The following is a 15626-nucleotide window of genomic DNA, read 5'->3' on the forward strand; positions in this document are numbered from 1 at the left end:
CTGGTTTAAAGCCTCCTCTTTTAAGGGAAAAAAAAAGAAAATATTCCTGATATTCAATTCCGTAACGGTTTTAACCAGAGGTAATTATCAATTATCCATTATCCATTAATGAACTATTCCCTGCTCCCTATTCCCTATTCCCACAACTCAAATAAGATTGATATAAATGGAAAATTTTTTAGATATTTACAATTTTAGTCTCAATAAAAAAGGCGAAGAATTATGTGGCGACCAAGTTAAATTCCGCAAAGTCGAAAATAAAACTATTATCGTTTTGTCTGATGGTTTAGGCAGTGGTGTAAAAGCTAATATTCTAGCCACTTTAACCACAGAAATTTTGATTAATATGTTGAATAATGATGACGTTTCTTTAGAAGATGTAATTGAAACAGTCATCGGTACTTTACCTATTTGTCAAGTTAGAAAAATTGCCTATGCTACCTTTACCGTAATTCAAATTAATCCCAAAAATAATAACTTTCTAGTAATTAACTTTGATAACCCTCCCGTTTTATATTTTAAAAAAGGTAAATTATTTCAGTTAGAAAACAAAACAGAAAAAATATTAGATAAAAAAATTACTTTCTCTGAAGGTAAGCTAGAAAAAGGCGATTTCTTAGGAGCTATTAGTGACGGAGTTTTGTACGCGGGTTTAGGAGTTAGTTTAAATTTTGGTTGGGGTTGGGATAATATTGCTAAATATATCGAATCTTTATTTATAAATCATACTCATACTGCTAGAAATATTGTTCAAAATGTCATTAAAAAAACTCATAATCTCTATGGAGGCAAAATTGGAGATGATGCCTCTTTCGTTGGAATTTATGTGCGAAAGAAAAATCCAGTAATGATATTTACAGGTCCGCCCCTAGATGAAAATAGAGATTTTGAATATGTAGAAAAATTATTAAATTTTCGCGGTCGGAGAGTTGTTTGTGGCGGAACAACTGGAAATATTGTGGCAAATTTTCTGGGAGAAACTATTGAAATGGATATTACGACGATGACTAAAGAAATGCCACCCATAGGTAAATTAAGTGGAATAGATTTAGTGACCGAAGGAATTTTAACTATTTCCAAATGTACAGAGATTTTGAAAAAGTCTAATTGCGATATTGGCAGGTTGCCTTCAGGAAAAAATGGTGCGGTGATGTTGGCAGAAGAAATATTAGAAGCAGATTCAATTTTATTTTTAGTAGGGCAAAAAATTAATGAATTTTATCAAAATCCTTTATTACCAAAAAATATTTCGATTCGTCGTAATTTAATAGAAGACTTAGTTCAATATTTGCGGAAAAAACAGAAAGAAGTAACTATAGAATATTGTTGAAACTAAGAAGTAATATCAAGTCTGGTAGCATCAGTCTTTTCAGGTAAAGGCAAGGAATAAGGAAGAGGGAGGAAGGCTTAAAAGTTGGAAAAAAAACTTACATTTCCTCTAGATATTCACGCTTAGGTTTACACAAACAATAAGTGTTTAAACATGAATTACCTAATCTTATTCTCTGTAATTTTTACAGCATCAGCTTTTTAGCTTGAGAGTATGTGTAATTAATTTTGTATGACTACTTACCAGCGGACATGATATAATATCAATTATCAGTTATAGTTAAAACTTTTACTTGTAATGTTTTGAAGTTTCTTAGCTGTCCTAATTTTAATGCGTATAAAAATCATGTAGATTTTATATTCCCTTTTACCGAAAAATTGTGATATAAAGCCTCCCCTTTTAAGGGGATAAAAATAAAAAATTTCCTTTGAGTCAATCAATTCCGTTTTAAAGGAGAGGTAATTCTAAATTCTTAATTCTAAATTATTAATTATTGAACTATTGCCTTTGACAAAAATTATATATATGGCTTAAATGTTGAACACCTTATTTCACAATTTAACAATTAAGATTCATAATTGAAAAAGCTGTAATTAGTAAAATCAATAATCAAGAGGAGTTAGAAATATGGCAGCAAAAAAAATTCTGATGCTGGTAGGCGACTATGTAGAAGACTATGAAGTAATGGTACCTTTTCAAGCATTACAAATGGTCGGTCATACTGTACACGCTGTTTGCCCTGACAAAACTTCCGGTCAAAGTATCAAAACTGCTATTCACGACTTTGAAGGCGACCAGACCTATAGCGAAAAACCAGGTCACAACTTTACTTTAAATGCTACCTTCGATGACATAGACCCTGCTGAGTACGATGCTCTAGTCATTCCTGGTGGTCGCGCTCCAGAATATATTCGTCTCAATGACAAAATTTTGAAAATATGTCACCACTTTGCCGAGAATCACAAAGCGATCGCTTCTATTTGTCATGGTTTACAAGTGCTAGCTGCTGCTGGCGTTTTAGAAGGAAAGCGTTGTACTGCTTATCCAGCTTGTAGTCCTGATGTTTTGAGGGCAGGTGGTAAATATGTAGAAGTGGCTGTAGACCAAGTAGTAGTTGATGGTAACTTAGTTACAGCTCCTGCCTGGCCTGCTCATCCCCAATGGTTAGCAGCATTTTTGCAAGTTTTGGGAACTAAGATCGAACATTAGAAAATAGTAACTATCTTATATCAAATCCGGTTAAACAGTTATAGATTGGTAGTCTTTAGGAGTCAGTCCTCAGTCCTCAGTCCTCAGCTAGAGTAGCTGTCGGTAGGGCGACGTACAGGAGGAGAGAGAATCACTTTGATGAGCGTAGTTATGAGGATTGGATATTTTTTTTATGTCCAATTCCCCCGGATTTGAGATCAAACCACAGAAGAGTTTAAAACATGAAACGTCCTAGTTCTGTTTAATATCCAGTCTCATTAATTAGCCATAATAAATAGCCATAATAAAAATGTTCTTCTCTTGAGAGAGAATATTTTTTCGGTGCGGAATGCTGCGCAAACAAAATTTCCATTGTTTTCTACTCCCTAGAGATGTTGCATGCAACCTCCCTGCCCCTAAATTTTTCCGAAGTGGTTATTCAAACAGACATTAGAGTTGTCGCTAAATAAAGGGAAAAAATCACTCTAACCTAGACAGAGCAATAATTCCCAGCATTTTTGCTATCCAATAACTACAATCCTTACAGAACAAGGTTTTTGGGGAATTTTTAAGTTATAAAGCGACAAGTCTATTATAGTCAGATTTTTTCTTTTAGCGCTGAAAATAATATCCAATACTCTTTGAGCGATTCAACAAAAATGCTAGTCACAAAACAATGATTTAGGAAAAATTACCTTTTGATAGGGTTTACCAGTTTTTCACACCCTATCAAAAGGAACAATTATATTTGATCTCTTAACAAATTGAGTATCTCTACTTTGACTAATAGTATCTAGCTGACTTCTACTACTTACAATTTCTGTAGTAACAGAACTCAGAAAACTAAGTAATAGAGAACCAACTAACTTCCTAACTTCTCTAGCGGATATATTCTTTGAGGATACTATTACGATTTGGATGTCGTAACTTCCTGAGAGCTTTTGCTTCAATTTGTCGAATCCGCTCGCGAGTTACATTAAATATTTGACCAATCTCTTCCAAAGTTTTCATCCGACCATCATCCAAACCATATCGTAAGCGTAATACATCCCTTTCCCGTGGACTTAAACTATTTAAAACACTTTCCAAATCTTCTCGTAGTAAATTTTTGGATACTTGGTCTTCAGGAGTTTCCCCATCTGACTCAATGAAATCTCCAAGTCGAGAATCTTCTTCTTTACCTATAGGAGTTTCCAGAGATATTGGCAGTTGAGCTGACTTAGCAATAAAACGCAACTTTTCTATAGTCATCTCCATGTGAGTTGCTATTTCCTCCTCTGTAGGTTTGCGACCCATTTCTTGAGAAAGAAGTTTGGTAGTTTTCTTAATCCGGGATATAGTTTCATACAGATGAACTGGTAGACGAATAGTACGAGATTGGTCTGCGATCGCTCTGGTAATAGCTTGACGAATCCACCAAGTTGCATAGGTACTAAATTTATACCCTTTTTCATGGTCAAATTTTTCTGCGGCTCGAATTAATCCCAAACTACCTTCTTGAATCAAATCTTGGAATGACAAACCTCGGTTCATGTACTTTTTAGCGATCGAAACCACGAGACGCAGGTTAGACTGTACCATCTTTTCTTTAGCTCTACGTCCAAGTATTAAGCGACGCTTAAACTTTAGCAACTCCATGTCTACAGCATTTGCCCACTCACTAACTTGTGGTTCTCGATCCAAATGATACATTAGTTCTTCTCGAATTCGCTCCAATTCCAGTAAATCTGCAATTTTACGCGCTAGTTCAATTTCTTCATCAGCTCTTAATAGCCTAATTCGTCCTATTTCTTGTAGATAAAGGCGAATAGAATCTTCAGTGTAATGCTTTTTTTTGCCCGCAGTCGCAGTCTTAGTACGAGACTTAGCAACTTTACCAGACTTCAGAATGTCCTCATCAGACTGAGTATCTGTATATCCTTCTCTCTCTGTGATTAAGATGTCTAACTCATTATCTGGTTGTCTGGCTGGGGTTTGCGGAAACAATTCGCTAGGATCTAGCTCAGGCTTAATTTTGGTTTCGATTACGTTGTTAGTCTGGATCATGTCGCGTTCCTCATGCTCCTTAAATTGAAGAATAAATTACTTTACAGAAGTTTTCTGTCTATGTTAAGACAGTATAGCTAGTGACCAAACCTATATGGTTTATGTTTTGTCTTCGAAATTGGGCATTTCTCTAAGTAAGCTTTGAATAAATATTTATTGCAGGGCTTACTTTATTAATATTGAACTTTTTTCCCTCGTGTTTAAAGTGTCAGATTATGGCTGGTAGTCGTGCCAACATCATTTTTATTATCCTTACTAAACTGCTTTGTAGCTCCTCTTGGGTCTCACAGGCCAATGCTCTTTTGGGGACATTCTCAACAGAATCTTCGTCATTCAAGACGATTCAAGTTTTACTTAACCTTTCTGGTGATGACAAACCTTGATCTCCTCATTGAGAAGAACCCGCATAGTTACCTTTTTTTCCCATAACTTACTTTTACGTAAGTATATAGATTCAAAATTTTTGCTAGCAGACAAGTATGAACTATTCTGGAACTTTTACCTATCTGACTATGTATTTGCGTTTAGTACGTTTCTCATCTTTTACTGAGAGCTTGAGCTAGAGTAAAAGTCTTTCTTTATCGGAAAAGTCTTTCTTTATCGGATTAGAGCCATAACTCTACTTTCTAGTTGCCTGTCTGAATGTTAGTTAGTTGAATAGGAATCTACCATACTGAGAGTTTGATCGTAACCTCGCATTGTGTTTGCTATGAACAATAAATTTTTAAGCTTTAGGCTATCTAATTATGTTAGTAACATAACTTAAGCTTTCAGCCTATTAACAATTAAAAGAAACTGACACAAGCAATCTCAAATTAATGTATCAGCTACTCATTATCAAAAATGACAACTATTTAGACATGAAGGGTGTACCTCATAGTTGCCCCCCTTTCTCTTCCCACTTTATGAGGTAAGAATTTAGATGAGGGTTTTCATTTCTCATCTAACAGATGAAAAATAACACGCTAACCATAAACCTTTTAATCAATCCCAGAAAGGGATGAACTATAGTTATTATTTTTTTCTATTACACCTCCTTTTTTTCTTAGCACCTACTCTTACTATTACATCTCCTATTAATCTTAGGGTTGGTTGGTAAGATTTCCAGGTGACTATTTTTATTAGTTTAATGCTAGCAATAATCTGTACATTAATTTAGCTCCGCTATTTATCATGTTGAATTTAGAGAAGTATTCATAGTTTTTTCAAACATAGGACTTAATTTTAACTATAGATAAAAATTTTGCCCAACTGCTGACTGCTAATATTTTCAAGACTTGTTGGTTCAGTATTATTACTGATTCCTATATTATGATAATTAATTTTATTCTATCTGCGATAGTTGAAGTCTAATTGGGGAAAAACTAAGTACTTTCCAGTATAACAACTTAATTCGAGCAAAAGTCACTCTTAATTATCCTCATACTTATGATTTTTTTGTAGTTACGGTCATTACAGATCGATCTTTTGTTGTTTATTCTTCTGTAATCTAACACAAATTAATTAATTATTTGAATTTTTATGTTAATTTTTACACTGTGGTGTCAATCTTTAAATAATAGCAAATTTTGATATTTGTAATTTCTTAACTGTCTTATTGTAACTTTGGAGCTGACCTGTGAGCAAAAAAACTGTCAAGGTAGACTTAATAATCTGAAAAATATCTAATTTAGAGAGTTTGCTACTGCGAATAATACTTATCCTTTACATCATTATGTACACTCAATTGGTATTATAACAGATACCCCTTATATGTAAGTTATCTCAAACTTTAGCAATTAGGGTTAAATATTTACGTTAAGATAAATTAATTTTTTGATGGTAACAGTTTAACATCAAGATTTATGAGCAAACTTTTGTAAACACAAAGTTAAGGCGAGTGAAAATAGAAAATATGAAATCAATTCATTGCCAGCGCTGAATATGAAAATAGTTAGTATTAACTGTTGATAGATGCTCTTAACTGCTAAACATAAGTAAAATAACAAACTACAATTTTTGCCAGAAATTGATATTTATTAAGATTTATTAATTTAAGTGTGACTTTCTCATATTTGCCTATTTATTCCAAATAAGAACCTTTTCTCAAAAATTTGATGTAATTTTCAACAAAAGGGCGAGTAATCTTTCTGTTAGTGATTCTTTGCCCACTATGATAGTGAATCTGAGCATGAACATGATAACCAGAAGTTCTTCCTGTAAGTCCTTGAATACCAATTGGTTGTCCTTTCTTAATTCTTGTTCCTCTTCTTGGTGGAGAACCTTGAACTAAATGACCCATCAACCAATAATAATTAGTCCCATCACACATAAGTTCAACTATCTGACCTGCACCTTGGGCAGTTGTAAAACTTCCATTTGTGCCTTGAAATCTAGTTCTAAGAATAGTTCCTTGACAGGGTGCTGGAATGGGAATTTTTAATTTACCATTTTGTTCTAGAGTAAAATCGTAAGCTCCAGGAGGACTATCGTCAATCAAATAAGGTGTATGAACTACATAAGGGAGAAACCGATCGGATTTACCATAGTATGGGGGAAACAATGGACTAATTTTCTGGAAGTGTTCTTGTACCCATTCTTGAACAATGTCAATTTTTTTTATAGTTTGCTCGAAAATTTTGACTCCTGTTTTTACGAAAGGAGCTAGCACTGTTATATAGATCAAAGATATAAAGATCAAAAAAACTAAAAAATTTTTAATACTGCCAGTATAACGATTATCTTTTGCGTGAAAGGCAAGTTGTTTAATTATCAAAAAAAATGGTAATTGAGGGTACTTTATTGAATTTTTAGATATTTTTTTATATTTTAATTTTAGCGGAAATTTTTTCAAGAAAAATTGCATAATTGAATTTTTATTATTACAATCAATTGGGAATTATAAAGACAGTACAGTTGCACAATACTAAAGATGGTTTTCAGAAAATCATCTTGATTTATCAAAAACTTATAGATTCTCCTATTACGTCTTCAGGGCAAATATTAGTAGGTCCTTGAGCACTAATCTGACATACTTGTTCTTCTAAACGCTTTTGTTCTTCAGGAGATAAACCCCAAAGAATATGTCTACTTTGCCAAACTAAAACAGCAGTTGTCATACCAATACACAAACCTAAACCAAGTGTCGGTAACCTATGATAAATCAAAGCGTAACGTACAGCAATCCAAGTAAAATGCTCTGCCCACAAAGAAATTTCTCTGCGTAAACTCCAGAGACTTAGAAAACCAATACTCATCCAAAGCAACCCAACTATCAGCCATCTAACGTAGATGATTAGTCTGTAAAGTCTTTCGACTCGGACTTTTAAAACTGGATCATCTTTGTTCATTTTGAGGAAGAAATAAGCAAGAGTAAATTTTTATGATATACCAATTTAATCAAAGACTATGACAAAACTTTTTAGAAGAAATAGGGAAAAATTAAGTATTATAATTTTCAAATTATCATTTTCCTATAGTTATTTTTAAATAGGGCTTGCTGATTAAATCTCAAAGTATTTACAGATAAAAGTTTTAGCCTTTTTGGGGTCGAATTGCAGTGCGCCTGTTTCAGTCTAAAACCCTCAAAAAGGAGCGTATTTTAGGCGCATAGTTGGGCAGAAAAATTATTCTTACAATTCTTACTCCTACCTCCTCTAAGTAACCATGTCTCCTGTCTCCTGTCTCCTATCTCCTGTCTCCTACCCTCACCCATAAGACTTTTTCAGCAAACCCTAAACAGTATTTTCTTGGTCTTCTGGTAATTGAAAATTTTCTACTACTGGGTTAGGAATAGATTGACCAATACGCTCGCGCCACCAAGCTAAAAGTGTACTAGCAATAAAAATACTAGAGTAAGAACCTGCAATAAAACCAATAATTAAAGCTAAGGCAAAATACTTTAAAGTTTCACCACCAAATAGAAGAATGCCTACTAACGGTAATAGAGTAGTCACAGTAGTATTAATAGATCTGGTCAAAGTTTGATTGACTGCATCATCAACAATACGATCTATTGACTCTCCTGGATAGCGCTTAATTACTTCCCTAACTCGGTCATAAATTACCACTGTATCGTTAACCGAAAATCCAATAATAGTTAGTAGAGCAACCAAGAATAAACTATCTACCTCAACACCAACTACTAAACTAATAATTGAAAAAATACCCACCGTCACTAATATGTCATGGAACAGAGCGACAAAAGCAAATACTGCATAGTCCAACTGGAATCTAAAAGTTAGATAGACAGTAATACCAAAGAAAGCAACCAGGAGAGCTGATATTCCAGAAGTAAAAATTTGTCGTCCCAAAGTAGGGCCAACAGTATCAATTTGTGTAGAACTTGGATCGAATTCACCAAACTCTGAACTTAAAGCAGCGATTAATTTAGTTCTATTATCAACATCTAGAGTTTTGGTGCGTATGTCAAGAGCTTGTTTTTCTTCTCCTACAACTTGAATCTTGCTATTACCTAAATCTTGATTGCTCATTATTTCTCTAACAGCACCAACGTTAATAGCTTCATTACAACTGTTAGGCATACTGCAATCTAGTTCAAGTTGCAGGCGAGTACCACCAACAAAATCTAAACTTGGACGTAAAGGAGCTGCAATATCTGGCCTAGTCCAAGAAATGACCATTGCAATTAAACCACTAATGATGATCGCTCCTGAAATTGTCCACCATAGTGATCGCTGTTCAATAACACTGATTTTCATTTTTTACTGATTTTATAGAATAGGTGCTAGGGAATAGGGAACAATTAATAATTAATAATTAATAATTAATAACTAGACAGTGCAAAGTTCTTGAAATAACTATTCCTAGCTAAGGCTTTCAGCGCTCTAAAGGTTAAAAACTCTTTATTCAGAGCTGTAAGTACTGTAAGGTTTTACAGTAATACTTTCAGCCTTCAATGCAAATTTTTCTTGGGAAGAACTTTGTACTCTCCAGACTAATAATCACCTTTCCTTTAAAACGGATAGGATTTACTAATCATAAAAATTTTTCTTTATTATCCTCTTATTATCCCCTTAAAAGGCTATCCATTACCCACATCTTCCTTAACATAAAACTTGACAAAATAGACGAGTTATGTGTAAGTCTTGGATCGGCTTTTTCGGGATAAACAATGTATGGAAAAATACATTTATTTTGACAACTTCAGTAGTTTTACTTAGCTACTATGATTTTTTCCCCTTTCTCCCCTGCTCCCTGCTCCCCTTCTCCCCACAAGGGTTTCAAGACTTATGGGTAAAGGATAGCTTAAAAGAGGAGGCTTTACACCACAAATTTTCGGTAAAAGGGTTTTAGGATTGAAAAATGTCCCCGCCCAATTCTTGTACTGCTATATAACTGATTTTATAGAGGTCGGAACTGACCTCGCATCCCGATGTATTGTGATTAAAATAACGTTTACTTGAAAAAAGTGGGCTGGACTAACCATTTAAAGACAAATAAGCGTTTTGGTTAGATTTGTGGTTAGTCCTACTTCAATTTAACTCTGGGCAAAATAATTTTGGTTTGCGGAATTGGGAAAAACCGATCGCCCAAAACATTAGAGTACGACTACAAGTAACAGCAGTAAACATACTAATAGCTACACCAATTCCCAAGGTTAGAGCAAAACCTTTTACCAAACCAGTTCCTAACCAGAATAGTGCTATGCAAGCAATCAAGGTTGTGACATTACCATCTAAAATGCTGGAAAAAGCCCGATAAAAGCCAGACTCTACAGAACGATATAAAGTTTTACCAGCTCGTAACTCTTCCCTTGTCCGTTCAAAAATCAAAACATTAGCATCAACTGCCATACCAATACTCAGAATAAAACCAGCAATTCCTGGCAATGTTAAAGTCACTCCCAAGATGGCAAAACTAGCAATGGTAAACAGAGCATAAATAACTAAAGCTACATCAGCAATTATCCCAGGAAGTCGATAATAAACGACCATAAATATTAATACCAGAATTAGGCCACCAGCTCCAGCATAAACACTACGCTGAATACTATCTCGCCCTAGAGTAGCCCCAACAGTTCGATTTTCCACAATTTCTACTGAAACAGGCAGTGCCCCACCCCGCAGTTGTACTGCCAATTCATTTGCTTGTTGGGCTGTAAATCTACCTTGAATTACCGCATTACCACCAGTAATACCTGTTTCTGCAAATTCTACGCCAACAGTAGGGGCACTTAAAAGTTGGTCATCTAAGAAAATACCGATACTACGTCCAGTTCCTGCTAAATTTTTGGTAAGTTCTGCAAACTTCTGCCCTCCTTCAGAGGTAAAGCGCAAGGCCACATTCCAGTTATTAGACCCAGGAGCTTCCGGTTCTGCTAAAGCATCTCTCAGATCTTGGCCTTTAATTGTGGGTTCTTTGAATAGTCCAGTGATCGCTTGATTTGTTTTTTCTAGAGATTCTAAATTTTTAGCTATAGCCTCTGGATCTTCAATATTTTTCAGTAATTCTTGCTCTACTAAACGTTGTCTTTGTAGTTGATATTCTATTGCTAACTGTTGCTCAGTACCCTGTAGTTGTTCGCGGAAGTCCAGTTGAGCTGTCCCTCCTAAAACCCTTTCTGCTTGTTCAGGGTCGTTTACTCCTGGTAGTTGGACAAGAATTTGGTCTTGTCCTAAAGATTGAACTACTGATTCTGATACACCTAGAGCATTGACTCGATTTTCTACAATTTTTAGTACTCCTTCCATGACTCGTTCGTCGATAGTGGGAACTTCTTCAGAGGTTTGTAGTTGAATAGTAAGTTGTGACCCACCTCGAAGGTCTAGTCCCAGTCGAATTGGAATTTGATTCAATACTGTTACTGATGCTATTACTAGAACCAGAATTAAGGCTATATATGAATTTTGTCTGCGCATGATTTGACTAGTTGAAATCAGTATTTTGATAACTTAGGACTTAGGCAAAAAAACTACTTGTGGTGAGCAAAAACTATAACGTTATAGTTATAGATACATAGTCTATATATCTCAAAAATGCGTAAGTCTTGTAAATATTATTTTATTTTTTTATCTAATGGGTAAAACACCGCCACTTAGTTTTATGGCCAAGTTCTGTGCTTGTTCGGCCGTCAATCTAACTGGAATTACGGCCTGTTCGCTCATAATGCCTGTTTCTGCAAATTTAACAGCAACAGTTGGGGCGATCAATAATTGGTTATTTAGAAAAATACTGATACTACGTCCAGTTCCGGCCAGATTTTTGGTCAGTTCGGCAAACTTTGTTGCCGCTTCTGGTGTAAAACGGACAAGTATATTCCAATTATCTTCACTGGGGACTGGTTCTGGTACGGTGCCTCCGATGTGTTGGTTGTTAATGATGGGTGGTTTGAAAGGTTTTTAGTGATGGCCTCTTCATCTTCACTGTTTCTCAATAGCTCTTGCTTTGCTAATAGGTGTCTTTGCAGTTGATATTCTATTGCTAGTCCCTCCACCTGTGAGGTCTAATCCCAAACGAATTAGAAAACGAATTAGAATCTGAGTTAATACTGTTACTGATGCTGTGACTAGAACTAGAACTAAGGCTATATATGAATTTTGTCTGCGCATAATTTAATTAACTAAAACCAGTATATCTAGATGATTTAAAGCAGAACTCAGGAGACACCAATTAGCTTGTAGATAGGGCAGATGAGAGTGGGAAATTAGACCCCATAAGGCTTAAGGCCAGGAGCCTACTCCTCAGACCAAAGCAAACAAAATCTCCTAACTTCTAAGTTCTAACTTCTGACTTCTGACTCTTCGACGTTTGCGCAGCGTCTCCACTAGGACAAAGTTGTAATATTTTACTTTTCTGTATACTGAGCTTTTTTAGAAAGCTTTTATTGACAAAATATCAATATCCGATGGTTCTGAACAAATATTTATCAAGTCAATTCAATTTCAATATAGGTCAATTATTTTTTACCTATAATATTAATACTGAGAAATCAATTTTTCCAGAAATTTATCTTAGCTTGAAATAGATATTAATTATATAATTTTTCATTTTCATTAATTACAGAATAGAGAATTAAGCAATCTTGAAACAGGGCAATATCAAGAAAAATAAAAAACTGACTCCTGAGTACTTTTCCTACTAACTAATTACTATCTTTAAATAGACAAGATAATTTAGATACAGATGCTCCTAGAGGAACATCTATATCCATATCCACAACAAAAAATTGACAACTAATTAAAGGCAGAAGTAGAACTAAGATTTGCAGCAATTTCACCTTATAGTTAATTTAAGTCAAAAAAGTTCATCAGTTTTCTTGCTTATTACTTCAACTTAAACTTGCATTGCCACCATTTTTTGTACTGCTTCAACAATCTGCTCTGGTTGTACAATTGTCAATCTTTCTAGCGTACCATTATAAGGTGTCGGAATATCTTGTGAAGATAAACGTAGAACTGGTGCATCTAGTTCATCAAATAACCTCTCATTAATTGAGGCAATTAACTCAGCACCAATACCACCTGTTTTCATACACTCTTCGACAATAATTACCCGGTGAGTTTTCCGAATAGAAGCACCAATAGTTTCAAAATCTAGAGGTTTGAGGGATATTAAGTCTATTACCTCTGGGTCATAACCCTGTTTTTCCAAACTTTTTACTGCTTGGGTGACGTGGTGACGCATCCGAGAGTAGGTCAAAATAGTTACATCTTTTCCTGTCCGTACCACTTCCGCTTTGTCTATAGGTAACAAATATTCCTCTTCTGGCAAGTCTTCCTTCAGATTGTAAAGGAGGACGTGCTCAAAAAATAAGACCGGATTATCATCACGGATAGCTGCTTTGAGTAAACCTTTAGCATTGTAGGGGGTTGAGCAAGCTACTATTTTCAGACCAGGAACAGCTTGAAAGTATGCTTCTAATCTTTGGGAATGCTCTGCACCTAACTGGCGACCTACACCACCAGGGCCACGAATAACTAATGGTATTTTGAAGTTACCACCAGAGGTATAGCGCAACATTCCAGCATTATTAGAAATTTGGTTGAAGGCTAATAGTAAAAAGCCCATATTCATGCCTTCAATAATGGGTCTTAACCCAGTCAAAGCTGAACCTATGGCCATTCCTGTGAAGCTATTTTCTGCAATGGGAGTATCAAGGACACGCAGTTCCCCATATTTTGCATAAAGGTCTTTGGTAACTTTGTACGAGCCTCCATATTGACCCACATCTTCACCAAGAACATATACAGTCTGGTCACGGGTCATTTCTTCATCAATGGCTGCACGGAGAGCATTAAATAATAAAGTTTGTGCCATCTAAGGGTTTGATTATATGAATGTTAGCTAACAGTTCCCACACTAATCTCACAATCAGAAATGGGCTTCTCATTGACTTGACCTAATTGGTTAGGACACAGCTTGACACTCTCACCGTAAATAAGTGCGATTATAACGGGAGATTCTTGTATCACAGATTCTTAACTAGATAACAAATCAAACAAGTTGAATTGCAACCCCGTCAGACCATCTCCACAAGCTTTTTCTTCAACCGTGTGCCCCACGGCTATTAATCCTCTGTTTCTGATTACTTTTGCAGCAGCTACATCACAATTAGTTTGATCTCCGCAACTGCTACAAATATGTTTTCTATCAGAGAGTTTTTTCTTTTCAATCTGCCCACACTTAGGACATTCTTGAGATGTGTAATTTTTATCAACTTTTGCGTAATACTTATTGCCTACTGGATTATCTGGTACTGACTCTGATGAAGCAAAAGTAATCATCAAATAATAACCACTAGTTTTTTTGACTATTCTAGCTTGTTTAGCTTCCATTCCTTCAGGGTAAGGTCTGCTTTGCCTTAATTTAATCCACCCCAGTTGAGGTAAGTTGAATCTACTGCAACCTAAACAATTTTTCAGCATAGCAGGAAAAACAAAGCTTCTCATCCTTTTCTTGAATCTAGGGAAGCCTTTACCTAAACTTTTCATCTGAGAAAATCCCCGTTCTAAAGTCTTCAGAGTTTGCTGTAAAACTTGAGCATTAAGTGACTTTAATTTAGGATTAGTCTTCTTAGCTATTGTTAGGCTTTTAGCCTGATTATGATAGTTAGGATAAGGGGCATTAGCAGGTATAATATATTCAGTTAGGATGGAGCAACTACTGATTGGTGACTTTCTTGAAACACACCAGTCTTTACGCTCTCTCAAAGCGTAATTGTACACACTCTTACAAACATCAAGAATATGATTAATATCTATTTCTTGCTGTCTAGTTGGCTTAAGTTTGTACTGGTAAGTTAAAGTCATCAAAGGTTGAAAATTAAACGTTAATAACTATATCATAACTGAGACTGGATTGATTAGCCCTCGGCTCTAATTTGTGGATTGAAATTCATTAGGGGCTGTCTGCGTGGGAAACCCAGGCAGTTTCTACGCCTCGTCTCACCGCTAAATCTCGCGATTATAGCAGGAGTCCTCTTTCAATATTTCCGATAGAGCTTTGTCGATCAAATTCTCCTCTAGCAAGTAAGCCCACTTTCAATGTCGGGTTTTTGAGTTAGTTAGATGCTAATATTAACCTTTTACTGGATTGTCTGAGCAGCTTTAATTGCTAATTTTACTATATTAATTTGATCCGGTTTTAATTTATTCTCATTCCTATACTTCATTAACTAACTTATTTGATCATTCTCAGTCCCAAATTTTGATTTACTAATTTATCCTCCCTACCCTTCTTTCTGCTTGTAGGTAGTAGCTTGTAGGTGTAGCACACCGCAGTTAAAAATTGGGTTATTAACCCCACAACTCACGCGCATTGTCTACAACTTTAGTTAGGGTTAATCAGAAGGTGTTAGGTTTTAGCCCACATTCCGCACTTCAAGAGCGTATCATTAAAAGTAGTATATGAATCTGTAGCTTGGTAAGTATTTATACTATGCAAATCATCTATACTATGCAAATCATCTCAATACTTTTTTCGTTGATCAAATTCCTAGTAAAAAATTTACGCATAAATACTTGCTCTGATGATGACTCAATCACGGCAGCTATAATTTTCTTCTAAAATTCTGTCTCCTGTCTCCTGTCTCCTGACTCCTTCTTCGGTTGCTACATTTTGT

Annotated in this window: 12 protein-coding genes; 2 read left to right on the plus strand and 10 right to left on the minus strand. The window is 35.3% G+C overall.

Going from position 1 to position 15626, the window contains the following annotated elements:
- Positions 1-166 precede the first annotated feature (166 nt).
- Both F6K06_RS07930 and F6K06_RS07935 read left to right on the plus strand, forming a co-directional pair.
- On the plus strand, positions 167-1330 hold the full coding sequence (locus F6K06_RS07930; RefSeq protein ID WP_124145690.1) for a SpoIIE family protein phosphatase: 1164 nt from the start codon (positions 167-169) through the stop codon (positions 1328-1330).
- Positions 1331-1957: 627 nt separating this feature from the next.
- On the plus strand, positions 1958-2539 hold the full coding sequence (locus F6K06_RS07935; protein ID WP_124145689.1) for a DJ-1/PfpI family protein: 582 nt from the start codon (positions 1958-1960) through the stop codon (positions 2537-2539).
- An 858-nt stretch (positions 2540-3397) separates the two neighbouring features.
- On the opposite strand, the gene rpoD is transcribed toward F6K06_RS07935, so the two are convergent.
- From rpoD to F6K06_RS07985, 10 genes are all read right to left on the minus strand, one after another.
- Positions 3398-4564, minus strand: coding sequence for an RNA polymerase sigma factor RpoD (gene rpoD / locus F6K06_RS07940; protein ID WP_124145688.1), 1167 nt, complete (start codon positions 4562-4564; stop codon positions 3398-3400).
- A 2062-nt stretch (positions 4565-6626) separates the two neighbouring features.
- Positions 6627-7214, minus strand: coding sequence for a M23 family metallopeptidase (locus F6K06_RS07945; protein WP_161564591.1), 588 nt, complete (start codon positions 7212-7214; stop codon positions 6627-6629).
- A gap of 289 nt (positions 7215-7503) precedes the next feature.
- Entirely contained in the window at positions 7504-7893 is a 390-nt protein-coding gene (locus F6K06_RS07950; RefSeq protein ID WP_287243060.1) for a hypothetical protein, read from the minus strand.
- Positions 7894-8277: 384 nt separating this feature from the next.
- Positions 8278-9264 (minus strand): protein translocase subunit SecF, encoded by a 987-nt coding sequence (secF, locus tag F6K06_RS07955; protein ID WP_124145685.1) that lies wholly within the window; start codon positions 9262-9264, stop codon positions 8278-8280.
- 774 nt (positions 9265-10038) lie between these two features.
- The gene (gene secD, locus F6K06_RS07960; RefSeq protein WP_124145684.1) at positions 10039-11424 is read right to left on the minus strand and encodes a protein translocase subunit SecD; all 1386 of its coding nucleotides are present in this window, start codon (positions 11422-11424) and stop codon (positions 10039-10041) included.
- A gap of 150 nt (positions 11425-11574) precedes the next feature.
- Positions 11575-11886 (minus strand): hypothetical protein, encoded by a 312-nt coding sequence (locus F6K06_RS34520; protein WP_375339379.1) that lies wholly within the window; start codon positions 11884-11886, stop codon positions 11575-11577.
- A gap of 39 nt (positions 11887-11925) precedes the next feature.
- Positions 11926-12114: a hypothetical protein gene (locus tag F6K06_RS07970; RefSeq protein WP_124145682.1), complete on the minus strand. Its 189-nt coding sequence runs from the start codon at positions 12112-12114 to the stop codon at positions 11926-11928.
- Between the two features lie 533 nt (positions 12115-12647).
- Positions 12648-12776, minus strand: a complete 129-nt coding sequence (locus F6K06_RS07975) for a hypothetical protein (RefSeq protein ID WP_287308773.1) — start codon at positions 12774-12776, stop codon at positions 12648-12650.
- 62 nt (positions 12777-12838) lie between these two features.
- Positions 12839-13822 (minus strand): alpha-ketoacid dehydrogenase subunit beta, encoded by a 984-nt coding sequence (locus F6K06_RS07980; RefSeq protein WP_124145681.1) that lies wholly within the window; start codon positions 13820-13822, stop codon positions 12839-12841.
- Positions 13823-13983: 161 nt separating this feature from the next.
- Positions 13984-14814 carry a helix-turn-helix domain-containing protein gene (locus F6K06_RS07985; RefSeq protein ID WP_240039017.1) on the minus strand — a complete coding sequence of 277 codons (831 nt, stop codon included), beginning with the start codon at positions 14812-14814 and terminating at the stop codon, positions 13984-13986.
- Positions 14815-15626: the final 812 nt, after the last annotated feature.

The organism is Okeania sp. SIO1H4 (assembly GCF_010672695.1).
Lineage (GTDB): Bacteria > Cyanobacteriota > Cyanobacteriia > Cyanobacteriales > Microcoleaceae > Okeania > Okeania hirsuta.